Source organism: Paenibacillus sp. GCM10027626, assembly GCF_042676285.1.
GTDB lineage: Bacteria > Bacillota > Bacilli > Paenibacillales > Paenibacillaceae > Paenibacillus_Z.
Map to the genome: position 1 here is coordinate 129,131 of NZ_JBHTHC010000018.1, position 24,182 is coordinate 153,312.

General features: G+C 49.0%; 17 protein-coding genes. 10 read left to right on the plus strand and 7 right to left on the minus strand.

The features are described 5' to 3' along the window. Position 1: 1 nt before the first annotated feature. The 7 genes from ACFQ0N_RS27975 to ACFQ0N_RS28005 form a co-directional block, all read right to left on the minus strand. A complete protein-coding gene (locus tag ACFQ0N_RS27975; RefSeq protein WP_379332618.1) occupies positions 2-1,060 on the minus strand; it encodes a TolB-like translocation protein in 1,059 nt (352 codons plus the stop codon). Between the two features lie 108 nt (positions 1,061-1,168). Further along, positions 1,169-2,617 carry an extracellular solute-binding protein gene (locus ACFQ0N_RS27980; RefSeq protein ID WP_379332620.1) on the minus strand — a complete coding sequence of 483 codons (1,449 nt, stop codon included), beginning with the start codon at positions 2,615-2,617 and terminating at the stop codon, positions 1,169-1,171. Positions 2,618-2,726: 109 nt separating this feature from the next. Next, a complete protein-coding gene (locus tag ACFQ0N_RS27985) occupies positions 2,727-3,599 on the minus strand; it encodes a carbohydrate ABC transporter permease (protein ID WP_379332622.1) in 873 nt (290 codons plus the stop codon). Then, positions 3,596-4,573 (minus strand): carbohydrate ABC transporter permease, encoded by a 978-nt coding sequence (locus tag ACFQ0N_RS27990; RefSeq protein ID WP_379332624.1) that lies wholly within the window; start codon positions 4,571-4,573, stop codon positions 3,596-3,598. Before ACFQ0N_RS27990 ends, ACFQ0N_RS27985 begins: the two co-directional genes overlap by 4 nt. Before the next feature lie 98 nt (positions 4,574-4,671). After that, on the minus strand, positions 4,672-10,305 hold the full coding sequence (locus ACFQ0N_RS27995; RefSeq protein WP_379332627.1) for an S-layer homology domain-containing protein: 5,634 nt from the start codon (positions 10,303-10,305) through the stop codon (positions 4,672-4,674). Positions 10,306-10,470: 165 nt separating this feature from the next. Continuing rightward, positions 10,471-12,252, minus strand: a complete 1,782-nt coding sequence (locus ACFQ0N_RS28000) for a cache domain-containing sensor histidine kinase (protein WP_379332628.1) — start codon at positions 12,250-12,252, stop codon at positions 10,471-10,473. Positions 12,253-12,268: 16 nt separating this feature from the next. Then, on the minus strand, positions 12,269-13,897 hold the full coding sequence (locus ACFQ0N_RS28005; RefSeq protein WP_379332631.1) for a response regulator: 1,629 nt from the start codon (positions 13,895-13,897) through the stop codon (positions 12,269-12,271). 144 nt (positions 13,898-14,041) lie between these two features. Here ACFQ0N_RS28005 and ACFQ0N_RS28010 point away from each other — a divergent pair, with 144 nt between their 5' ends. The 10 genes from ACFQ0N_RS28010 to ACFQ0N_RS28055 all read left to right on the plus strand — a co-directional run bounded on the left by ACFQ0N_RS28010 (position 14,042) and on the right by ACFQ0N_RS28055 (position 24,178). Further along, entirely contained in the window at positions 14,042-14,485 is a 444-nt protein-coding gene (locus ACFQ0N_RS28010; RefSeq protein ID WP_379332633.1) for an Hsp20/alpha crystallin family protein, read from the plus strand. Between the two features lie 227 nt (positions 14,486-14,712). Then, positions 14,713-15,585, plus strand: coding sequence for a polyamine aminopropyltransferase (speE, locus tag ACFQ0N_RS28015; RefSeq protein WP_379332635.1), 873 nt, complete (start codon positions 14,713-14,715; stop codon positions 15,583-15,585). A 507-nt stretch (positions 15,586-16,092) separates the two neighbouring features. Continuing rightward, positions 16,093-16,716 (plus strand): TetR/AcrR family transcriptional regulator, encoded by a 624-nt coding sequence (locus ACFQ0N_RS28020; protein ID WP_379332637.1) that lies wholly within the window; start codon positions 16,093-16,095, stop codon positions 16,714-16,716. A gap of 20 nt (positions 16,717-16,736) precedes the next feature. Continuing rightward, entirely contained in the window at positions 16,737-17,660 is a 924-nt protein-coding gene (locus ACFQ0N_RS28025; protein ID WP_379332639.1) for an alpha/beta fold hydrolase, read from the plus strand. A gap of 26 nt (positions 17,661-17,686) precedes the next feature. Then, positions 17,687-18,304, plus strand: a complete 618-nt coding sequence (locus ACFQ0N_RS28030) for an NUDIX hydrolase (protein WP_379332641.1) — start codon at positions 17,687-17,689, stop codon at positions 18,302-18,304. 223 nt (positions 18,305-18,527) lie between these two features. Next, positions 18,528-19,223, plus strand: a complete 696-nt coding sequence (locus ACFQ0N_RS28035) for a response regulator transcription factor (protein WP_379332643.1) — start codon at positions 18,528-18,530, stop codon at positions 19,221-19,223. After that, positions 19,216-20,316 (plus strand): sensor histidine kinase, encoded by a 1,101-nt coding sequence (locus ACFQ0N_RS28040; RefSeq protein WP_379332645.1) that lies wholly within the window; start codon positions 19,216-19,218, stop codon positions 20,314-20,316. The genes ACFQ0N_RS28035 and ACFQ0N_RS28040 overlap by 8 nt, the downstream gene beginning before the upstream one ends. A 304-nt stretch (positions 20,317-20,620) precedes the next feature. Then, a complete protein-coding gene (locus tag ACFQ0N_RS28045) occupies positions 20,621-22,690 on the plus strand; it encodes a serine hydrolase domain-containing protein (RefSeq protein WP_379332647.1) in 2,070 nt (689 codons plus the stop codon). A 115-nt stretch (positions 22,691-22,805) separates the two neighbouring features. Further along, the gene (locus ACFQ0N_RS28050; RefSeq protein ID WP_379332649.1) at positions 22,806-22,988 is read left to right on the plus strand and encodes a hypothetical protein; all 183 of its coding nucleotides are present in this window, start codon (positions 22,806-22,808) and stop codon (positions 22,986-22,988) included. Between the two features lie 152 nt (positions 22,989-23,140). After that, positions 23,141-24,178, plus strand: coding sequence for an SPFH domain-containing protein (locus tag ACFQ0N_RS28055; protein WP_379332651.1), 1,038 nt, complete (start codon positions 23,141-23,143; stop codon positions 24,176-24,178). The last annotated feature ends 4 nt before the right edge of the window (positions 24,179-24,182 follow it).

Here is a 24,182-nt window from a genome sequence, read left to right on the forward strand (position 1 = left end):
ATTAACACTTCAATTCGATTACTCCGACCCACAAGAAGCCATGCTCGGCTACAAAGGTAAATGAAATGTGGGTGCTATCCGGGCTGAATGACGGATGCGGATGTCCGGGATGACGGTCCCATTTGCTGACCCGGCACAGCAGGCGGGACTTGCGGGTAGCAAGATCGATAAGCACAATCTCGCTCCCTAGCCCGGGGTCAAGCAAGGTGTCGGCTACAACATACCTGCCGTCCGGGCTTGGGCATACATGCCAGTACCGGTAATCGCCGTTCACAAACTCTGCGTCCCCGCCCTCTCTGCTTACACGACAAATCCCTGTCCTGAGCGGACTATGGGGATACTGGACATAATAGAGCCACTCTCCGTCGTAGGACCACATCTCATGCCCGACATATTCGCCAAGCGTACCGTCAGGAAGTTTCCGCTGTTCATATAAGTTGCGCGCCTCGCCTGATTTGGCATCCACTGCCCAGATCCGATCGGGGATTTGCTCGGTTGTGCCTTCATGAGCAAAAAAAATCTGATTTATGTATACAGGGTTCACCATCGCGTGATTTGCTATCGGGTAAGGTTCTGCAAAATCGGGGCGAATGACCGCTTGCACGCTGCCGGTTGCAGTATCGACTGTACCGATTGTATAGCGTCCTTCCTCGTGCCAGTACACGCCAAGCCATTGACCGTCAGCAGATAGAGATAGCGGCTCAAGAAATGGGCAGCCTGCAGGATGCTCAGCTACTAGTGCATGCCTATTCGTCGCCAAATTGAGAACATAAATCCGTGAATCCTCTGCGTAAAAGTAGTTGTTATCCCTGGAGACTAGCCCGGATTGCCACCAGACGCCTTCTCTAAGCTTTATGGTATGCCCGCTGATGATGTCGATAGCTGCGAGGGTGGCGTACCCGGTTATAGGATCGGCATCCGTTGCGACGACAAGATTGCGGCTATCAGCACGCCAGGACATCGAAGTGAAATAGTGGTGTGCCGTATGGGCGCCCTCTCGGCCTATACCAAGATAGCTCAAGCCTGTTGCGGGATCAGTAAGTTTCTTTATTTGCAGCATCCTTGTTGCCTCCTGATCTGTCAATGCATGTTATCCAATAATTACAAAGGGGCTGCCCCGTAAGTTATCTTCCGCCAACTTATGGGACAACCCCTGTATCTTATTGCGTTACTTTACTACGACCTTGGAAAGCACTTCACTGTCGAAGTTTTTAGCGGCCGCATCCAGCAATGCTTTAACATCTGCATCCTTGTTTGTGAACACTTCCTGCATGACGTTGGTAATAGCCGCATAGTATTCCTGTCCATTGTAGGCTGCTTCTGGAATACCCGTTGTCGCTTTAATGACTTCAGGATCGATTTTGTAGACGGTGTCCGGGTATTGATCGATCAGGCTGGCCATTTTTTTGCCAAACTCGGAATCCGGTGTGTAGTAATAAGCTGCGTTGCCGTAAGTGTATATTTGCCCTTTGGACTTCCGATCTTCGATCGTTTTTTTCAAAACATCGATTTCACTGTCGTTAAACATGTCGAAGGTGATGAAATTAAACGCCGCTTGCTGGGTTTCCGGGGATTCCTGCGGGTTTACAATCATGTAATTGCCGCCAAGAACACCTACATGTGGACCGCCTTTTTCCATCGAAGGCATAGGCAGCAGCAGCAAATCGTCCTTGTTCATGCCGCCGTTATTTACAGCATCCTCGATCTGGCCGCTATTGCCCAGGACGATCGCCGCCCGGCTTTGCTTGAACAGATTGTAGACATCGCCGTAGTTCAGCGCCCAGTTTTGCGGCAGCGCATCGCCTTCCCATCTTAATTTCTTCATAAATTCCATCGCTTTTACGCCAGCATCCGAATTGAAGATAGAGACGACCTTGCCATCCTCTACCTTTTGTGCGCTTCCGCCCGCCTGGTACAGGAAATTCGTCCAGTTCCAGCCGCCTTCGTTGCCTTTTGCCATAATTGCAAAGCCAGCGATGCCTTTGGCCGGATCGGCAGTAGCTTTAGCGGCTTCGTAGAAGTCATCCCAAGTCCAGTCAGCGGAAGGGAGAGCTACATTTTTATCTGCGAACAGCTTTTTGTTAATAAGTACCGACATAATATAGCCGTTCTTCGGAACAGCATACACCTTGCCGTCGATCGTAAATTGCTCAGTCAGCTTTTCATTAAATTCTTTGGCATGTTCATAATTCGCAAGGAACGGCGTCAAATCTGCCGCCCACTGATGCTCGACCAGCGTGCTGCCTTCCGTGGCAGGAACATAGAAACCGGATGGCGCCTGATGGGCAGCCATTTTAATGCCGATTTCATCGGATTTGTACCACCAGTCGTTTTTAGTCATCGTGACATTCGGGTACTTCTCCTTGAAGCGGTTCATTTTGTCCTCGTAAATCGGGATCTCAATTGTGTTATCCGATTTCGGGAATTGTACGGTCAGCGGGATTTCTTTGTCGCTTGTTTGCCCAGTATCTTGTGTCTCTGTCTTGGATGGCTCTTTCGGCGGCGTCTCATTGCCTTTGCTGTCGTTTACTTTACCGTTATTGCCGCCGCATGCGGTGACGATCGCCGTCAGGGCGATGACGCTCAGCAGGCCGAGCTTTTTTGCTTTCTTTTTCATCCTGGTTGCCCCTTCTCTTATAAAGATCTTATTTACAAATCAAGCATACTAGCCAGATGGCTTAAAGACGATGACGTATTCTTCGATTGTGATGACCGATTCTCCGAGGTTAGCCTTTAATTCCGGAGAGGTTAAGGCCATGCATAATATTTTTCTGGAAAATGAGAAAGAAAATCAATGGCGGTATCATAATAACCGTCAGAACGCTGAATTTGACATTCATAGGAATAATGCTGGATTCAATAATATTGCGATAGACCATAGAGGCAATCGGATATTTCTCCTGCGTGGTCAGCACGAGCGACGGCCAGTACCAATCGTTCCAGGTGTGCGTAAAGGCAAAGATGAGCAGGGTAGAAAATACCGGGATCGACAGCGGAATCGCAAGCTGAAAGAAGCAGCGAAGCTCCGATGCTCCGTCCATGCGGGCGGCCTCGAATAGTTCCTTGTGAATACCGTCAAAAAAGCTTTTGAGCAGCATAATATTAAAAGCGCTCGCACCGGCAGGCAGCCAGAACGCCCAGTAGGAATCAAGCAATCCCAGGCTTTTCAGGTTCAAGAAATTCGGGATCAAATACGTAGCGCTTGGAATCATAAGCGTGCTCATAAAAAACAAGATAAGTCCTTTGCGAATCGGCAGCTTCATCTGCGAAAGACTGAAGGCGGCCAGCCCAACAACAATTAACGGAATAATCGCGTTGCCGGCAAAGAGGATCAAGGTGTTCGTGAAGCCACGCACCAAATTGACATATTGAAATCCTTCTGCATAGTTGCTCCATTCAAAATGCTGTGGAAGAAAGCTTGGCGGGAAGGTGAAAATCTCCTGCTTGGTCTTGAATGAGGAGAAAATCGTCGTCCCGAAAGGGTACAGCATCGTAAGAGCGAGAACAAGCAGGGCGAGCAGCATAAAGAAATAACCGATGCGCACGCTCTTTTTATTATAATCAAAGGAGGACATAATGCTGCGCTCATGTTTACTCATGCTTGCTTACTCCTTCCTTGAATCGTATAAAGAATAATGGACAGCGAGGACAAGACCAGGAACATAAGCACGCCCATAGCCGAGGCTCTGCCATAGTTCAAATTGGTGAAGGCTTCGTTAATGATTTGATACATATAGGTGAGCGTCGCATTGTTAGGGCCGCCGCCAGTTAAAGCCATGTGTGTCAGGAAACCTTGTGATGTACCGATCAATTGCAAAATAAACAGCAGAATATACAGATGGCGAATGCCTGGGATCGTAATATAGCGGATGCGCTGCAGGACGCCTGCTCCGTCAATTTCCGCCGCTTCATACAAATCTTTAGGGATGCTGACAATGCCGGCTAAATAAATGAGCGCTGCTGTGCCAAAGGACTGCCACGTTTCCGCAATTACAATTGAGAGCATCGCCATGCTTTTATCCGTCAGCCACATAATCTGTTGACTGTCAAACCAGGACATAATTTGATTGGCCGGTCCGAGCGGATCATACAGCCATTGCCACATCCCGTACAAGACGACGGCAGGGACAATATTCGGCAGGTATACGATCAATCGCATTGATCCCCGAAACCAGCGCAGCTCGGATACGGCAATTGAGACAATACTCGGCACCCAGAATCCGATTAATATACATAGCAGCATATAATAAAGGGTGTTTATGACGGAGGTACCCAGCAAGCTGCTTGCGAAAATATCGCGATAATTGTCAAGGCCAATAAATTTATTGCCATGTACGAAATCAACATTCATGAAACTGTACACGATACCTTTGACGATTGGCGTCCATAGAAAAACGCAAAAGATGGCAATGGCCGGCAGTAGGAAAATCAACCCCCAGAAATAATCTTGGCATTTCTTCATGAAAGGCTTTGAGGTGCTCAACCTTTCCACATCCTTTTTCTTCGACTTGATGTTCTCATCATTTGCATCACTCCCGCCATCATTATAAAAAAGAACCGCCATCGTTCCCATGACGACTCCTCCGCATTTTGTGATCAATCCTCTCAAGAACGAGAAATGGGAAAAGGCCGAGCCAGGAACGCAATATGCGTCCCGACTCGACCCTCGTATTAGGGTTGTTCCAACAATCTGACTGCTATTACTGCCGCCTCGGAACGTGTGACAATACCGTTCGGTACGAAGCGGTTCTTATTTTGCCCTTTGAGCAGACCGCTGGCTGCAGCGGCATTGATATAGCCTTTAGCCCAGCTAGCAATAGCTTCGTCATCGCTAAAGCTAGTCATCGCGCTCTCTGCGATCGGCAGCTTGGCTGCACGAGCGATGATCGCGGCCATTTCCGTCCGCGTAATCCCTTCCTGCGGGCGGAAGCTGCCATCGGCATAGCCAGTGATCCAGCCGGCCTGAACGGCTGCTGCCACGTCCTTGAGCGCCCAAGAGCCGATGCGTCCCTGATCGGTGAATGCCGGAGCCGCCTCATTGCTGCTTGCCGGCTTGAGCGCTCTTGCGAGCATGGCCACCAGTTCTTGCCGGCTAATGGACTGATTGGGCCGGAAGGATTGGTCGGCATAGCCTTGCACAATTCCAAGCCGCACGGCTTGCTCAATCTCTTGCTGTGCCCAGTGCCCCTTAATATCGGAGAGAGATACCTCCTTCTGTCCCGATCCCGGCTCTGGCTCAGCAGAAATGCGATCCATGGCGAACACGGCATATTTGCCGAAAACGTCTATTTCCGCTGTTAGCGTATTGCCATCCAACTTGCTGTCAATTTCTACCCATTTTTTCTGCTCCTCGTCATAGAAGCGGAGGGATGGATATTGATCTTTGCCGATTTTTGCGGCATCGAACGCTACGCTCAAAGCTGCTGCTTTCTTCAAGCTGCCAGCCGGTTCCTTGCGCAGCTCGAAAACGGGGCTCGCCAGTTGCTTCGCAGCCTTGACCAATGCGTCCGATTCCGAAAGCTTCTCGATTATGATCCGGCCTCCTGTATCCGTAGCCCCGGCAGGAATGACAAATTTGACGTCTTTGCCCAAATTCACCTCACCGGCAGCTCCGCCAGGAAGGTACAATTGCCCCGTATAGGAAATGTTGGAGCCGGGGTCGATAATTCCCGGATTCCATGGCGGATTTACCGGCTGCGGTTCGATTGTCATGGTCACGGTCGCTGTATTCGAATAGGCATGGCCGTCATGCACGCGGAACGTAAATGTATCCTGACCTGTTGCGGAAGCATGAGGCATATAAACAAACCGGCCATTCCCGGCATCAGTCATCTTGGCTTCGCCTTTAGCGCCATTTGCGACAATTTCATAAGTCAGCGTAGTACCTTCTGCATGATTGGCCGTTAGCTGTCCTTCAACCGCAACTCCTTCACGGGTCGTGTATGAAGCATTGTGCGCTTCCGGCAGTGGCAATTCGACCTGGCGCAGAACAAATTCAATTTCATAGACGCGCCTTTGCGTACCGTCTGCGGATGTTACATGAATTTTCGCTATTCCCGGTACCTGCGCCGCCGGCTCGATACGAACGATGGCCTTCTCATCTGCAGCCTCCGCCGTTATTTCCGGCAAAGCATCCTCTTGATCCCAAATTACCGTGTACTTCGTCGTATTCGGATTAAATCCGGGAACCGTTGCACCATTCAATCTTAAATCGTTCAGCGACGCATCTTCGCCCGGACGGACAATCGTGATCGTCACGGCCGCCGTATTCGAATAGGCATGGCCATCATACACCCGGAACGTAAATGTATCCTGACCTTCGGCACCAGCATTCGGAGTGTAGATGAACGCGCCAGTTCCGACATCGGTGATTTCGGCTGTGCCTTGGGTACCGTTGTCGACGATTTCGTAAGTGAGCGTAGTGCCTTCCGCATGATCTGCTTGCAGCTGCCCTTCGACCGGCACTCCTTCCCGGGTTGAATATGAAGCGTTATGTGCTTCCGGAAGAGGAACGACAACATTTGGAGCCATCCACTGCATAGAGCGGAATAGGCTTGGCTTCTTTTCCACACCGATACCAGAGCCCCACTCGATCCAGCCTCTTCTCCCAGCGCCGTCATTGTCATTGACTAGTAAGGAGAAGCTGATTCCTTCTTCTTTGACGGGCTTGATCGGAGTCAGCTCTGACCAAGGAAGCGCTAATTTATATAGCGTTATTTTATGATCTTCGTCCCGCGTCACACTAAGTTTCCCGTTGCTAACAGGCCCCCTTGCTACGCCCGAAGGCGCATTCCAGCGGTAAATTTGCGGACCATTCGCCGTATCCGACACGCCATATTCATACCATTCGAAGGATTCGCCCGGTATTCCGCGTGACAATGCGAACTGGATACTGTCATTTTTCCAAATATCCGCACCGGTAGCAGGATAAGCATGAACATCGTCCTTGATTTTAGCCGTTAAGTAGAAATTATCTTGATCGAAATGGAGCCAGATGTCGCCATCCAGATCATCCTTGCCTTTATAGTCGGTCAGCTTAATTGTACCTTGCGATAAATGAATCGTTGGAACGCTATTTTCGATCTCTGGATCGAGCGCGCCATCATTTGTAACCGTTCTTTGATAAATGGGATTGAAATCAAACTTGCCCTCATAGACAAAAGGATTCGCCTTATCGAAGGCTACGGTCACTTTAACGGGATAGCTTTTTTCTAATTCAGCTTCACCTATAGGAATTTCAATATCGCTTGCGGAATCAGGCTGAATAGCCGTATTCAACTCCACATGCCCGGAATGATCCCCGAACTGCCAATCAAGGCCATTTACCGTCAGCTCGTTCAAGCTGGAAAGATTTTTGATGTGTACGCGGATCTTTTTGTCAGCGGGATTGTACGTGTCCATGCTAGGCTGGACCTTCACTTGATACGGCTGCAGCGTATTAACTTCAAATTGCAGCTTGCCTGCTTTGGCGCCGTTGTTCGACAAAAAGCCAGTAAGCACTCTTGCTCCTGAACGATTTGCACCCTCCACAGTCAGCTTCTGGGTTACTTGTGCTCCGCTTGCAGCGTACAGTTCATATGTGTTGCCTTCAAATTGCAGTGTATACGATACAGGATTCGGGTTCGGATTGTTCATTGTCAGAGACAAAACAATATCTTCTCCGACGACGACTTTCTCTCCGGTAATCGAAAACTCCGCGGATGGCGCGAGCTGACGAATATTGCCTGCGATATAATGCGGCTCTCCCGATAAGGTCACATACACCTTGCCGTTTTGCGGCGTATAGGTTTCGCTATTGCCCATAATATCGGAGATTTGAATCGGCGAATCGGTTTCGATCACCGCTTGCATCATTTTTCCAGCCCAGACAACTCTTAAATCTTGTCCGTTATGATCGAATTTATAGCTGAAAATATCAGCTGCTGCAGCTTCCTTCTCTACGAATTTGGCATCAATCAGCGCCCTGGTCATAGCTGCGTATGCCGGATAAGCGGGCTTCGGCGCAAACGCGCCTTTGCTATCCTCGCGATTGCGCAAAAGGCCGAAATGATGCTCATGATAATCCGGCTGCATACCATCATTCATCAAATCATACCAGAACACCTTCTCGACGCCCTCTGCAAGCGCCTGTACATGGGTGCGCACCAGATAGCTGGCTTGTGTGTTTTCGGCAATGCCGATGCTTCCGCCTGTCGGCCATCCGATTTCTGAGTACCAGATTGGTTTAAGCTGGCCATCATTATATTTGCGAATCAAATTTTGTGTATTGCGCACAGCATCAACCATGCCATCCGGCGGACGTTGGCTTTGATAAGGGTGAATAGAGACGGCATCCATATATTTCAGCCCGCCGAGCTTGAATACCCCCTCAATCCAGTCTAGTGGTGTTCCAGCTGTCGCCATCCCGACAATCGTGACGTCAGGCCGTGCTTGCTTGATTGTTTCGTAGGTTTGTTTGAGCAGCTTGAAATAGGATTCCGGACTTGAATTAGCGATGCCGTTTCCTCGCGATCCGAAGCTGCCGTTGAATTCGTTATAGACCTCGATGAACTGAATCTGGTTTCCATATAGATCAAGCAGCGCTGCCCCATAATTGGCAAAGCCTTGACGTCCTTCATCCGTGTAAGGTGTGCTGTTCTGATCATAGAATGGATTTGTATAATTTAAAATGATAAACGGGTTCAGCCCGTCCTGATGCGTTCTTCTCATAAAGATGTCCCGGTTCGCAGGCTTTCGATATTTTCCCTTTTCATACTCGAGCGCTTCCCACGTAATTTCATCGCGGAAGTTTTTGGCTCCGGCACGGCGCAGCAATTGACTTAATTCCGGCGACCAGCCTTCTTTTGCCCATGCCAGATGGGTAGATATACTAAATGGGGAACTTGGAGTCAGAGTAGGATCAGCATTGGATAAGCGAGCAAATGAAACCTCCGTGCTCTTTACCAGCTGACTGTCCTTTTCTGCCTTAATGGTCAAGGTATAGTAGCCAAGCTGCTGAAGCGGAATGGTCAGATCGATTAATCCGTCTTGTACCGGGTTGCTTCCTTCAAGTACCTTGTGATCCAGGTGATCGCGTACTTGCCAGCGTACAGTGTCGCCTTTTGTGGCAAGCTGGAATGACACAGGCTCGCTTTCCAGAAAAACATTTCCGAGCTGAACCTGCTGAACCGTCAAATCTGGGAAAGGGGCGGTTGCCACTACATGATCCAGCCGAATTTCCCCGCTTAATTTTCCGTTATAGAAGGAAGATTGCTCTAGCAATAGCTCGAACTTTTGTGCCGGGCCGTGCCATTTTTGATCGTTTGCTCCGCCAAATGATAAATAGTTTTGACCGCCGTCAAACTTGAAAATCTCAACTTTTTGCCAGTCCGTACTCTTGGATAGCGCAATTCGTTGTTGGTGCGCCTGCCCTGTCGCGTCCTTCACGCGTAAGGTGAACCACTGCGCATCGGCGGTTTTAACCCAGAATGACAGCTTTTGCATATCGATCGGAGGAATATCTCTACTTAAGGCAATATACTTTCCGCCATTGGTGAAATCCCCGCTTAGCTTGCCCGAGTAATTCCCCGATTTGGCATCGGTGGAATCCCGTGTAAAATCGCCGTTTGCACCCGGAAATTCCATGCCATAGCCGACATCCCACAGCTCGGAAGCCTTCTCAAAATCGCCTACTGCCGCTTCCCATAGAGGCTCTTGGGGCGGTGCCATAGCAGTAACATTGTCCAGCCATAGCGAACCGCTAACCTTGCCGCCAAGCAGGCGCGGCTTCTCCAGCAAAAACTCCACCCTTTGTGCCGGGCCATGCCATTTTTTGTCGTTCGCGCCGCCGAAAGCCGTATAATTATCGCCGCCGTCAAATTTAGTAATCTCAATTTGCTGCCAGCCTGCTTGTGTTAACGGCACATATTGCTGGTGCACCTGGCCTGTAGAATCCTTTATGCGGATGAGAATTTTGGCAATATCCGACGATTTGATCGAGAATGCCAAGCTTTGCACATCGAGCGGGACCAAGGTCTTGCCCAGCGAAACATAGTTTCCGCCAGTACTGAAATCTCCGCTTAGCTTGCCAGCGTATTGACCGGACTGAGCGTCAACATCATCGCGCACAAATTCACCTTTTGCTCCTGCCTGATCGCCAAGTCCAAGCTGCCAAACCTCCTCATCGCTCTCAAAATTGCCAATTAATACGCTTTGCAAAGCATCTGCTGCATGTACGGTCGTTCTTTCGCCCGAGCTCAGCCCATTCATGGGGGATACAAGCAGCGCGAGACTCAACATTACGCTTGCCAGCCATTTCTTTGCCACTGATGATTCACTCCTTTGAGGTGATGTTGCATCCGCATTAATTGTAAGCGCTGCTATTTTCCGATCCTATGACGAATCCACTGGACATTGTGATCAATCCTCATAACCATAACAAAAAGAGCCAGGCGGGGATTGAAGTTTTGTCCCTAACCTGGCCTTTAATGATTATGTTTCTGTATAAGAGGCAAGCTCGCTTGCAGACCGGATGAGCGGAAGGCAGATGACAGCATTTAAGCCTCTTTCCTCACGCAAAGAATAGCTAAGTCCGTACGCATTGCCAAAACGGAATTGAATGCGCTTGTGCACATTGCGGACACCGAAGCCTTTGTCAGGATCTGCTTTATCGGTTAGTAATGCCTGAATTTTCTCCAGATCGACGGGGCGGAAGCCATTGTCTTCTACAGAAATGAGAAGCTGATCTGCCTTCTTCCGAATACGGATCCACAGCTCGCCTTCCCCGTCCATTTTGCCGATCCCGTGCAGAATGCTGTTCTCTGCCAGAGGCTGGATGATGACTTTGGGCAGCAGACATTCGTCAAGCTCGTCTTCCAGCACGATATGAAAGTGGAAGGATTGATTATACCGTTTCCTTTGCAATTGCAAATAGGCGTTGACATGCTCGAGTTCTTCCCGGACGGTAATCATTTCTTTACCGCGGCTTAGCCCGATCCTCAGCAGCGTCGACAGATCGCGTACCATATCCGCTACTTCCGGAACGCCGCCCCGGATTCCGTACCAATAAATAGAGTCGAGCGTGTTATAGAGCAAATGCGGTGTAATTTGCGAATGCATAAGAGCAAGCTCGGACTCCTTTTGCTTGATCTCCATCACATATTTCTCTTTGACCAATTGATTAAGCCGTTCTGTCATCAGATAGAACGAGCTGTAGAAGGAGCCGATCTCGTCTTGTCTGTCGCCTTCCTTGACGCGTTTCATCTGCTTTCCCGGCTCATAAGTACGGGTCAGGGCCGCCAGCTTGGCCATCGGCCGCAAGATCGATTTCGCAAAATAAAGCAGAAAGGCCAGTATGACAATGAAATAGCAGAGAGCCGTAATCTGGATAATTTCCTGTACATCGTTATGCGACCCCAGCAAGGAGTTAAGCGGTATTTCGTAAACGAGCCTGTTGGCATATGACGGGCTGTCATGATAGACATACATATGGCTGCTCGTAATCGATACATTAGGCAAAAGCTGCTTCCCGCTATCCGGTAAGGAGAAGGTCGCTTCACTTCCTTGCGGACCCACCATTACCGTTCCGGTCCCAACATCGACCAGATACACCTTTGTCTGATCCGGCAAGGCAATCGCATTCATTTCATCCCGCAATACATTTTCAATTTCCGTAGCTACGAGTACGCTGCTTGTTTTACCGCGATTGGTAAGATCGCTGACTGCACGCAAATAGGCAATCGTTTTTTGGGGCTGCGGGCTAAAGCCGAGCTGATCGATCAGTTCAATCGATTTGCTGCCGCCAGCCTGGATCGCCTTCTCGAACCACGGTCTTTCTTTCATCTCCTGCAGAAAAAATACGCCGGAGGCCGATACATCGGTCAGCGGGGCAAAATAATAATCCTGCTGCTGCCTGTTCAGCACAAACAGGGAATATTTTACCTTGGCTGAATAGTTGGCCAGCAGCTTCTCGGTGGCCATATATTTTTTGACGCGCTGTTCCTCAGGTATGGCGCTCTCGTCATTCCACTGCTGAATCAAATCAGAGCTTAAAATTTTCACGATATTTTGATCAATTGAATCCATGATGCGATCCAATGTCACATGATTCTGCTTGTTTAATTCGGACAACGCTTTGCCTACCTGCTGCTTGATGGCTAGCGAGGCCTGATTGGAAGCGAACCAAAAGATGAGCAGCATCGGTATGAGGATGAACAGGATGACGAACAGCACCACCTTTTTTATTAACCGCCGCGACTTCATTCTTTTGAACAAACGCACTCCTCCTCATTTACCCGCGAACCGTATTAGGGCTCTCCCCGTAAAAACGCTTGAATACCCGGCTGAAATGCTCAGGCGATTCATAACCGATCTCATCGGCAATTTCATAACGCTTTTTGCTTGTATTGAGGAGCAATTGCCGGGCTTCTTCCATGCGCAGCCTGGTGACGAATTCCCATACGGTCTCTTGTGCGATTAGCTTGAACAGATAGCTCAAATAATTGGGGCTCAAATAAACCTGGTCAGCAATATCCTGGATTTTCAGTCCTTTGTTGCGGAAGTTTTGGCGGATATAGGTTATCGCCCGCTGGACGATCGCCTGATCATGTACCATCATAGAGGTATGGATAAGCTCCGCAGCCTCCGCCAAAAATGCAGCCAGCCGCTGTCTGATCGCATTCCCTGATAGCGGAAATTGAAAAAATACGATCGGATCAAGCTCCAGATAGCGGTCGCCAACCGTTTCTTTCATCTCCAGCAGTAAAGCATAGATCCGGTAAGCGATGCTGAGCGGGATGCCCGCGGTCGAATCCTCTCTTTCGAAAATAGGTGAAATATCCGTCATAAACTGTTCCACCATGTCTCGGATGTCCGCTTTCTTCTGCCCGGTCTTCAAATATTCAACAAACTGATCGGCACGCGCTTGCCAGTTCACCTGCACGGATGCTTCCTTCAGACTGAAATCCTCAGCATAAAATATATTTTGCGTATCGTACAGCCCGCGCCATTTGATCACTTCGGCGGCCTGACGATAAGCATGGGGAAGCGTCTGCAGCTTTTGACAAGCAGAGCTGATGCCGATAACGGCTCCGATATGGAGATAGCTTTGGATATTGCTAGCCAATGTTTTCCCCGCCATATTCAGTCTGGTAAGCAGGCTGCTTTTCTTTCGGGCAGGCTCGGCCTCGTTATGCTGAAGAATGGTTACAAGCCGGCTGCCCTGTCCGTAGAAGGCGAGCGGATTCCAATCCTGCAAAGTTTCCTCGACAATGTTGATAGCTGCATACTTCAATAAATTGCGGTCACGCAGCGAGCAAATCGCTTCACCTGCAAAATCCTTACGCTCCCAAAGCAGCTCGATAACAAAAACGGAATAATCAGGCCCGTTCAAAGTAACCCCGATTTGTTCGAAAATAAATTGATAATCATCGGCATCCTCTAAAGAACCCGAAATCATTTCGTTTAAAATATAGGTGCGCAGGGAGGCCATGCCTGTCATGGAGAATTTGAGTTTAAGAGAGTCCTCTAGCAGCAGCTTATATTTTTCATGCTGTTTGGAAAGCTCTCTCTCCGTAATTTCGATGAGTTGAGGAAGTAGAACGGGCTTAATCAAATAGTCGCGAGCGCCGAGCCGAATACATTTCTGTGCATATTCGAAATTGTCATGTGCAGATATAACAACAACGGGGACATCCGGTTTCTCTGATAAGATGGCTTCCATCAGCTCGATCCCGTTCATTCCGTCCATTTGAATATCAGTCAATACGAGATCAATCTTCTCCATGCGCAAATAATCCAATGCTTCGTAACCATTCCAAGCAGTGAATACTTGCGATATGTTGAGGTTGGACGCCTCCAGAAATTCCTTGATGCCTTGGCATACAACCGCTTCATCATCTACAACCAGAACCGTGTACATGCTTTTCCCTCCCGATCCAATGTTCAAATCAGGTATTCCACATTCCAGAGAAAAACCCTTTATTCGATTTTTTGCGAGCATAAGTTTTCGGCTATTCGGTAACAATTACCTTGTAAAATAAATCACCATCAGGAGGCTGGCCCAATGGCTTTAGTACCATATGAACCTTTTCGTCACCTTGAAAACATAAGACGGGAATTCGACCGTGTTTTCTCCGGCGATTTTTCCGGTTTGAGATCTGGATTGTCGCAGCATTTCGGCAATTTGAGCGTGGATGTCCATGAGACGGACAATGAAGTCGTGGCTACATGCGATATTCCAGGCCTGGAGAAAAAAGAGGATGTCCATATTGATATTGACCGTAATGCTCTAGCGATTAGCGGCACGATCAAACGAGAAAGCGGCTTGGAAGAGGAGCATATGCATAGAAAGGAACGTTTTGTCGGCCGTTTTCACCGCTTGGTCAACCTGCCGTCTCCTGTTTCATCCGAAGGCGTTACAGCGAGCTACAAAAATGGGGTGCTCCAAATCAGGATGCCCAAACTGCAAGGCGATACGAAGAAAAAAATCGACGTTCAGTTCCATTAACGGTCCGATTGGAGCATGGAATGTAAGAGAAACAGGGAAGAGCCTGCGGGAAGCGGGTTTTCCCTGTTTTTTGTTGCGACGGCGGGCAAATGGAGGGGGGCGGACACACGATCCGTTATTCACCGGGAATTTTCGCCCATTTTTGTGCTATTTCGCCGCTTAAGGTACTGCTGCTGATCGAACTTTGGTACAATGAGAGGATACTCTACAATTACAGGAGGTTGAAAATGAAACGGTTGCCAAAGTATATTCATCAGGCACAGGGTAAACTGTGGTTGACCGAGGACGAGAGAGACGATCTGAAAATCAGCTATCGCATTAAAGAAGTATTGTTTGAGGAAACAAGCGAATTCCAGCATGTGATGGTGTTGGACTCTTACGATTTCGGTCCGATGCTCGTTCTTGACGGGGCAGTACAGACAACTTCGAAGGATGGATTTATTTACAATGAGATGATTGCTCATGTTCCGCTGTCTCTTCACCCGAATCCCCGGGATGTGCTGATTATTGGCGGGGGAGATTGCGGCGCGGCGCGGGAAGCGGCTAAGTATAACCAGGTAGCAAGAGTCGATATGGTAGAAATCGATGAGCTGGTTGTGCGGGCGAGCAAGCAATATATGCCGGAGGTGTCCGGCAATTTATCCGATCCGCGCGTCCATTTTCATTATGCAGATGGCGTGCAGTTCGCCAAAGAAGCGCAGCGGGAATACGATGTCATTATTGTAGATTCCTCTGACCCGGTCGGCCCGGCTGTGCAGCTGTTCGAAACCGCATTTTATCAAAGCTTGCACCGGGCGCTCAAAGATGACGGGATAATGGTCTCGCAGAGCCAATCGCCGATCTTCCATGCGGACATTATGAAGCAATCCTACGACCGTATCGGTCAATTATTTTCCGACCGCAGACTATACACGGCAGTCGTGCCGACTTATCCGGGAGGGTTATGGAGCTTTACGCTCGGCTCCAAACAACCGCTCCGGGAACCGGAACGCGTCGTTTTCGATAAAGAGACGCAATATATCAATCAAGACGTGATGACTCGCTGCTTCCAGCTGCCGACGTTTTTACAGGAGCATCTGGAAGGTGTAGCTAACGTTTAGTTTAGAAGCCGGGAAGATCCGCCGGCCGTTCATGAAGAGCGGCTAGCGGATCTTTTTCAAAATATAAGAAAGTATAAGTTTTACCTTATACTTGGCTTATATTTCTAAGGGAAGAAACTTGCTGCGTCTCAAGGATGGCGTCAGCCGTTTCTTCTTGATATTTTAGCGTGGCCCAAGCTAACGGATCTCATGGCCGCTATTTTCGAAAATTCGACCGATTTGAAATTGTAACGGAACTGTGCGCCGCTATTTGACGATCAGGAGCACGATTTCGCCCAAAACGTCCCATTAAGATCGCTCACATCCGTTAGATTTCAAAAAGGAAGAGAATTGGCGAAATAGCGTCTGTAGCTTCCGTTAGATGAATCCGCTTTGCAGCGTACCCTCCTTCAGGGATTTAGCCCCCTGACCACCGTCGATGCATGACACTGTATAATTGCTTATTGAAAAATTGCTAAATAATGATAAAATATGAATGAACGTTCATTCACCGCTGGAGGGAAGAAAGTGTCGCCACAAAGTGAACAGCTGCAATTAAAGTTTCATGCTGATTTTGAGCGCATGGTGACTGATCATGCCGTCAGGCAAATCATTTTGCATGCCATTGAGGTCTTCTCCAAAAAAGGATTTACCGGCTGCAAAATTAAAGATATTGCCGCCAGTGCCGGGTTTAGTCAGGGCTATGTATATAATTATTTCAAATCGAAGGATGAGATTTTTACTAAAATTGTAGAGCTTGCGGCGCGCGGGGCGGAGCAGTCGGTTTATTATGCCGTACAGATGCCAGGTACGCCAACGGAGCGCCTGACTTGGCTGACTGAGGCTTTTCTGTCTCCATCCAGCCTGGCGATGCAGCATTGGCGGCTTATTTTGCTGCAGACATCAACCTCTGAGGCAATCCCGGAGGAAGCGAAGCAAATCGTAAGGGAACAGCAGCAAAAACCATTTGGGCATCTCATCCGTCTACTGATTGAAGGCCAGCAGGCGGGAGAATTTGTCGAACAAGATCCGATGATGCAAGCTATTACCTATTTTTCGTTTATACAGGGGCTCGGCATTGCTCAGGCGCAAACCTCAGGCAAGCTGCCATTTCCGACGGCTGATATTGTGTTGCGGTTTTTGAAAAAGTAATGGAGAGGAACAAGCTTATTATGGTCAACGTGTTCAAAAGCGAAGCTGGACAGCAGCAAGTAATTACATCCTATGATCGTCTGCTTAAACGATGGCCGGTAGCAATCCAGGAAGTTGATATTGACACAAGCTACGGCACAACACATTGCATCGTGGCGGGAAATCCCGGCAATCCGCCGCTCATACTGCTGCATGGCGTTGGCGACAACTCGGCGGTCATGTGGGCATTGAATATAGAGGCTTTGGCGGCGCACTTTTATTGCATCGCGGTCGATACGCTCGGCGGGCCAGGCAAAAGCCGTCCCAACGAGCATTTTCATAAAAAAACGTTCCGGCAGCTGCAGTGGCTGGAGGAAGTGATCGCCCATTTTACTGCAGAGAAGGTCTATATGGCCGGGGTATCCAACGGGGCTTACATGGCCTATAATTATGCGGCAGCAAATCCAGGTAAAGTAGCGAGGGTCGTCTGTCTGGAAGGCGGAATGGTCATCAAGCCGTTCAAGGCGATGCTGCAAACCTTGCTGCTGATGTTCCCGGAACTGCTGAATCCGACAGAAGAGAACCTGCTCAAGGTGCTGAAAAAAATGAGCCATCCGGATTCCGGCATGCTGGAGGAGCATCCATGGGTAGCGGAACATCTTGTCCTGCTTATGAAGCATCATAATCAGCAAGCGATGTTTGTCCATCAACTGAAAAAATACGATCATATGCAAGGATTGGCGGCCCGCGACAAGTTATATTTTCTGATAGCCGATCACCGGCTCAAATCTAAAAAGGACTTTATGCGCATTATGCAGCACGGAATGTACCGCTACAAAATTATTCCGCAGGCCGGGCATGGCATTAATCACGAGCAGCCGGCAACGATCAATCACGAGATGCTCGATTTTTTGCTGCAGGACATTGAGGCAAGCAATATGGCAGATAGCTGCAGGACAAGTTGAAACACGCCGAGAGGAGGCGGTTTGCCATGGAACTGAGATGGCTGGAATGGGCTAAACAAATGCAAGCTCTTGCGCAGACGGGGTTGACCTACACGAAGGATATCTACGATATCGAGCGTTATGAAGCACTGCGGGAGCTGAGCGTGGAAATTTTAGCGAGCTACACCTCTGTCAGCAAGGAAAAAATCGAGCTTGCCTTTGCAAGCGAACGCGGTTATGCGACCCCTAAATCAGATATACGCGGTGTGGTGTTCCACGCCAATAAAATTTTGCTGGTGCGCGAAAATATGGACGGCGCATGGTCGCTGCCGGGCGGCTGGGCAGATATCGGTCTGTCCCCATCCGAGATTGCCGTGAAGGAGGTAAAGGAGGAGTCGGGGTTTGATGTTACACCTGTGCGTCTGCTAGCGGTGCTTGACAAAAAATTTCATAACCATCCTCCCGAGCCATACCATGTGTATAAGCTTTTTATTCAATGTGAAATTGTGGGCGGTACGGCGGAGAGCGGGATCGAGACGAGCGCTGTCGGCTTTTTCGAGCGCGACCGCCTGCCCGAGCTTTCGCTGCAGCGCAATACGCCTGAGCAAGTACGGTTAATGTTTGAGTTTTTGGATCATCCGGACAAGCCGGTAATTTTGGATTAAGTTAAATTGCAACATCAAATGTGGCGTGTTAGAGCCCCTACCAAACTTTTCTAGTACTCCTCGAAATATAAATACATTTTAGCGTTTCATTCGCCATATCTCTGTAGCTTGCTCATCCCGGGCGGGTCCTATGGAAAACCTATTCGCCGCAGTGTACCATTTATTCCCTGAATAAATCTGCTAAAATAACAGTAAAGGTCGACTATATACAGAGGTGGATACGATGAAACGTATTACGATACTTATTGCCGATGACGAAGCGGAAATTGCACAGCTGATCGCCTTGCATCTGCAAAAGGAAGGCTATCACTGTCTGCTTGCAGCGAACGGGCCGGAGGCGCTGCGGATTGTGCAGACACATGCCGTCGATTTGGCGGTTTTAGATATTATGATGCCCGGCATGGACGGCTATGAGGTGACGCGGCTAATTCGCGAGGAGCACCGGATGCCGATTATTTTTGTCAGTGCGAAGACGACAGATTTGGATAAAATAACCGGACTCGTACGCGGGGCGGACGATTATGTGACGAAGCCCTTTAATCCAATGGAGCTGGTGGCGCGCGTGAATGCGCAGCTGCGCCGTTATATCCAGTTGAACCAGCCGGCAGCAGAGATGAAGCCGGTTCTGGAGATAAGGGAATTAATGATCGATCCCGATCGGCGGACGGTCAGTCTTTACGGCAAGGAAATCGAGCTGACGCCCAAGGAGTTCGATATCTTGTATTTGCTTGCGCGCTACCCGAAGAAGGTGTTCAGCACGGAAAATATTTTTCAGCAGGTATGGGGCGAGGCTTATTTTGAGCGGGGCAATACGGTGATGGTGCATATTCGCACGTTAAGGAAAAAGCTCGGGGAAGATGTGAACAAAACCAAGCTGATCAAGACAGTATGGGGAGTGGGGTACACCTTCAATGCCTAAAAAGCTGCGCAGCTTCCGCTCTCAAATGCTGTTCCTGTTCGGCCTAAGCATGCTGATTTCGGGGATGATCACTTATGCCGTCTATAAAGTGCTGCAGTCCTATTATCGCTCCGAAGTGAAATTGGAGGATCCGATGGCGGAGTACCGCGCCTTCATTGGCAAAGTTGGCGATGTGAATTTTTTCCTCATCTTATTTATCCCCCTATCGGTCATGTTCTTTTATTTTCTTACAAAGCGCTACGCCCGCTATTTTCAGGAAATATCCGCTGGAATTCACCGTTTGGCCAGCGGGGATTTTCATTATCAGATGAAGCTGTCTTCGCGGGATGAATTCGGCCAGATCGCTGCAGACATTAACCAAGCCGGCATCAAGCTGCGGGAAGCCGTGGAACGCGGCGATTTCGCGGAGAGCAGCAAGGACCAGCTCGTCTTGAATTTGGCGCATGATTTGCGTACGCCGCTTACTTCGGTCATCGGCTATTTGGATTTTATTTTGCGGGATGAGCAGCTTACGACCGAGCAGGCCAGGCACTATACGCGCATTGCGTTCACGAAATCGCAGCGCCTGGAGAAACTGGTGGACGAGCTGTTCGAAATTACGCGAATGAATTACGGGATGTTGACGATTGACAGCCAGCCGATCGATTTAAGTGAGCTGCTGACTCAACTGGAGGAAGAAGTCTATCCTATGCTGGAGAGCAATCATTTGACCGGGAGGTGGCAGGTGGAGCCGCATTTGCCGATATTGGGAGATGGCGAGCTGCTTGCCCGGGTGCTGGAAAATTTGCTGGCCAATGCGATTCGCTACGGACGGGATGGCGAGTATGTCGATATTAACGGTTACTTTGACGGGGAAGAGGCGGTTGTGCAGATCATCAACTATGGCGATCAAATTCCGCCTTACGAGCTGCCGCATATTTTTGAAATGTTTTACACAGGCGACGAGTCGCGCACCTACCATGAGGGGAGTACGGGACTCGGGCTGTTTATTGCCAAAAATATCGTGAACCAGCATGCAGGCTCGATTACTGCCCAAAGCGATATTGTCCGGACCGTATTCGAGGTGCGCCTGCCGCGCGAAGTCCCAAGCTGACCCCAAGAGACAAGAAGCGTTTAAGCCGATTGTTTCGCCGACCGCATAAGCATCCGCGGGATATTGTCCATATAACTCCCTTCTCTCCATGCTGCGGCGCCGCAGCATTTTTTTTGTGTCTGTTCATATTCCGTTCATATTGGGGTAACGGGGGGTACATCTTTGTCGTGTAAGCTTCCCCTAGGGCCGTTCCAGGCAGCCTAATACACGCGGACGGGAGGAGATGCGAATAAAAGCCGATTTGGAAGCAGCTTGGAAAGGGTTCATCTTGGGATAGGCAATCTACCGAAGAGAGGTAATGAAAATGAGAAGAAAACGATTTTCGATACTGTCTTTGACGCTCGTGCTAACGATGCTCGCTCCGGCGATGGCGACGGCGAACAACAACGGCAATAAGCATAACTTTGAAGCTACGAAAAAAATGGCTTCGGAGAAAGCCTCCCTATTAACAGGAACTTACGGCAACGCAAGCGTGCAGTATGCACTCATCGATCATGGAGATATCGTCATTTCGGGACATTCCGGCATCAACGGCATGGAGGAAAATAAACCGCTCACTTCCGATACGATGTATGGAATAGGATCAACGAGCAAAATGGTGGTTGCCGCGGCTGTTATGAAACTGGTAGACGAGGGCAAGGTGGATTTAGATTTGCCCCTTACGGAGTATATTCCTAACTTTAAAATGAAAGACGCTCGTTACAAGCAAATTACGCCGCGCATGCTGCTGAACCATTCTTCCGGTCTTGACGGATCTACGTACGGCAATGTTGAATTATTTAACGATAACGATACGTATGCACACGATACTTTGTTAGAGCAATTGGCGACTCAGAGCTTAAAGGCAGACCCAGGGGCTTTTTCGGTATATTGTAACGATGGCTTTACGTTAGCTGAGATTCTGGTTGAGAGAGTTAGCGGTATAAACTTTACGGCTTTTATCCGTAAGTATTTTACGGAGCCTTTAGCAATGACCCACACGAAAACTCCGCTGGATGTGGACCAAGCCAAAGTGGCAGGGGCCTATTCCCCTGCTTACCAGGGACAACTCCCTACAGAGACTCATAATGCCATCGGAGCCGGAGGCATCTACTCTACAGCTGAAGATATGGTTAAATTCTCGCAAATCTTCACGGGACAAGTCGATAGCATTCTTTCCAGCAAGTCGATCGCGGCCATGGCCCAAGAAGAGTATAAAAAAGGCATATGGCCGGAGGATGCCGATGCGTCTTTTGCATACGGGTTAGGTTGGGATAGCGTGAACTTGTTCCCATTCAACGAATATGGCATCCAAGCACTTACGAAGATCGGAGATACGCTATTGTATCATTCCTCGCTCGTCGTGCTTCCGGAATACAACATGGCTGCGGCCGTTCTCTCTTCAGGCGGCGCCAGCACAACAGATCAATTGTTAGCGAATGAGCTGCTGCTAAGCGCGCTGCAAGAGAAGGGTCTTATTCAAGAGCGGAAGCCAGCGAAGTCGTTTGGCGTGCCTGTGAAGGCGCAAATGCCGCAGGAAGTATCACGGTATGCGGGCATTTATGGTGCTTTAAATTCGTTAATGAAGGTAGAGATCAATCCTGGGGGCGAAATGTCCGTATCCGCGATTCCCGCTTCGAGCAATCCTGTCCAGAAATATACGTATACGGCGGATGGTTCTTTTGTGAATGAGGATGGGACGGCAAAGTTTAAATTTATTGTTGAGAAAAATGGGCGCACCTATTTGTGGTCCCGAGTGTATGGGACAATGCCGGGGCTTGGGCAGCTAGCATTCTCCGAATATTACGCCGAGAAGCTCGAAGCCAACCCATTACCCAAAGACGTAGCTGCCGCATGGAAGAAGCGCGAAGGCAAGAAATATTATCTAGTGAATGAGAAATATACATCATTGGACTATTTTATGTCTATGCCCATCCTTCAAATTCATACGGTTAATGAAGCTCCAGGGTATATGTTAAACAACAAGATTAAAGGGGCAAACAAAGCAGTGAATGAACTACAAATTCCCACTCTATACGGCCGAGATACAAAGGAGTTGAACTTCTTTTCGAAGAATGGAGTCGAGTATATTGAGGTAGCGGGTATCATATTCGCAGGTGAAGAACTTGTAAAGCCGCTGTATCCCGGTAAACAATCTGCGACAACCATCCAAGCGGACGGCCATGCCAAGTGGTTTTCAGTGCCTGCGGCTGCCAAAGGAAAGGTCATGACGGTTAATATGCCCTCGAACGGTGGCTTTGCCGTATATGATCAAGCAGGGATCTGCATAAACAACACGGTGGTTAGCGAGAAATATGAGTTCGTATTGCCGGAAAACGGCAGAATCGTATTTGCCGGCGAAGCTGGCTCCAAGTTTGCGATATCATTGAAGTAGTACAATATTGAATTAAAAATTTTAAGATTACCCTATTTCTTTTTAAACAGTTTTTTCTATTCTGGACGAGTACGGACAGGAGGGAGACTGGCAATGAAGAAATGGGGTTTTTGGCGTGAAAAAGTGGTTCCGTAAAGACGCCGCCGCGGCGCTCTTGTTTCTTGCTCCCAGCGGAATTGGGTTTGGACTGTTTTATTGTATACCATTTGGCATGGTGATCTACTATTCCTTTATGGACAGTACGGCGGGCGGTCATTTTGCAGGTCTGGACAATTATCGCGAACATTTGAATGAGTAGACTGGCTAACAGCCGTCCCGAAAGCAGCTGAGAGCATTCGTCCACCCCAGCGAATATAAATAAATGGGAGCGATCTGTAGGTATCTTCATTCCTTAACTTCAAGTATAATGTAGAAAGATGACGCAACTTGTAGGTTAGGAGGTTGTTTAATATGGGTTTATTTTCCTTTATTAAAGGTCAGTTTATTGAAGTTATTGAATGGTTGGACGATTCAGGCTCGATGGTATATCGTTTTCCGGCATATGATAATGCGATTAAAATGGGCGCTAAGCTTATTGTCCGCGAGTCGCAGGCTGCGATCTTTGTCAATGAGGGTCAAATTGCCGATGTTTTTGGCCCAGGGACTTATACATTAAGTACACAAAATATGCCGCTAATGACGGCTTTGGAATCATGGCCGCATGCCTTTCATTCTCCCTTTAAGGCCGACGTGTTTTTTGTCAGCACAGCCAACTTTACGAATTTGAAATGGGGAACAACCAACCCGGTTATTATGCGCGATGCTGAGTTTGGCGCGGTGCGGCTGCGCGGCTTTGGCAGCTACTCCATTAAGGTTGGCGATCCGGCTGTATTTTTGTGGGAGTTGTTCGGCACGCGCAGCGATTTTTCTACTGAGCAGATTTCCGGCTTTTTAAAGTCGATCATTGTAACCGCTGTGAGCGATCTTATTAGTGAATCCCGCATTCCGGTCATGGATCTGGCCGCTTCCTATGAAGAGCTGAGTGCCACCGCGGCCCAGCGGCTGCAGCCGCGGCTGGCGGGCATGGGCCTTTCTTTGACGATGCTGAACATCGAGAATCTGTCGCTTCCGGAGGAAGTGGAGCGGATGATTGACCGCAAATCTTCCATGAACATTGCCGGCAATCTGGACCAATATATGAAATATCAGACGGCCGAAGCGATTCGGGAGGCGGCCAACAATCCGGAGTCGGGTGCAGCAGGTACCGGAGCTGAGCTGGGAGCAGGCATGGCCATGGGGCAAATGATGGGGCAAATGATGAGCCAAATGATGAATCAGCAGCCGCAGCAACAGGCGCAGCCCCCGGTCCAGCAGCAGCAAACGCAGCAGCCGATGAACGCTGGCGGCGCACAGGGGCAGTCAGACACAGGCAAGAAGTTCTGTTCGGAATGCGGCGAGCGATTAGGTGAAAATGCGAAATTCTGCTCTAACTGTGGCACTAAGGTGTAACGGG

Bases quoted from the DNA above. Each gene is read 5' to 3' on its own strand.
- ACFQ0N_RS28005 (WP_379332631.1), bottom strand. From the start codon at position 13,897: ATGTACACGGTTCTGGTTGTAGATGATGAAGCGGTTGTATGCCAAGGC.
- speE (WP_379332635.1), top strand. From the start codon at position 14,713: ATGAAACGGTTGCCAAAGTATATTCATCAGGCACAGGGTAAACTGTGG.
- ACFQ0N_RS28010 (WP_379332633.1), top strand. From the start codon at position 14,042: ATGGCTTTAGTACCATATGAACCTTTTCGTCACCTTGAAAACATAAGA.
- ACFQ0N_RS27990 (WP_379332624.1), bottom strand. From the start codon at position 4,573: ATGGGAACGATGGCGGTTCTTTTTTATAATGATGGCGGGAGTGATGCA.
- ACFQ0N_RS27985 (WP_379332622.1), bottom strand. From the start codon at position 3,599: ATGAGTAAACATGAGCGCAGCATTATGTCCTCCTTTGATTATAATAAA.
- ACFQ0N_RS28040 (WP_379332645.1), top strand. From the start codon at position 19,216: ATGCCTAAAAAGCTGCGCAGCTTCCGCTCTCAAATGCTGTTCCTGTTC.
- ACFQ0N_RS27975 (WP_379332618.1), bottom strand. From the start codon at position 1,060: ATGCTGCAAATAAAGAAACTTACTGATCCCGCAACAGGCTTGAGCTAT.
- ACFQ0N_RS28030 (WP_379332641.1), top strand. From the start codon at position 17,687: ATGGAACTGAGATGGCTGGAATGGGCTAAACAAATGCAAGCTCTTGCG.
- ACFQ0N_RS28045 (WP_379332647.1), top strand. From the start codon at position 20,621: ATGAGAAGAAAACGATTTTCGATACTGTCTTTGACGCTCGTGCTAACG.
- ACFQ0N_RS27980 (WP_379332620.1), bottom strand. From the start codon at position 2,617: ATGAAAAAGAAAGCAAAAAAGCTCGGCCTGCTGAGCGTCATCGCCCTG.
- ACFQ0N_RS28055 (WP_379332651.1), top strand. From the start codon at position 23,141: ATGGGTTTATTTTCCTTTATTAAAGGTCAGTTTATTGAAGTTATTGAA.
- ACFQ0N_RS28025 (WP_379332639.1), top strand. From the start codon at position 16,737: ATGGTCAACGTGTTCAAAAGCGAAGCTGGACAGCAGCAAGTAATTACA.
- ACFQ0N_RS28035 (WP_379332643.1), top strand. From the start codon at position 18,528: ATGAAACGTATTACGATACTTATTGCCGATGACGAAGCGGAAATTGCA.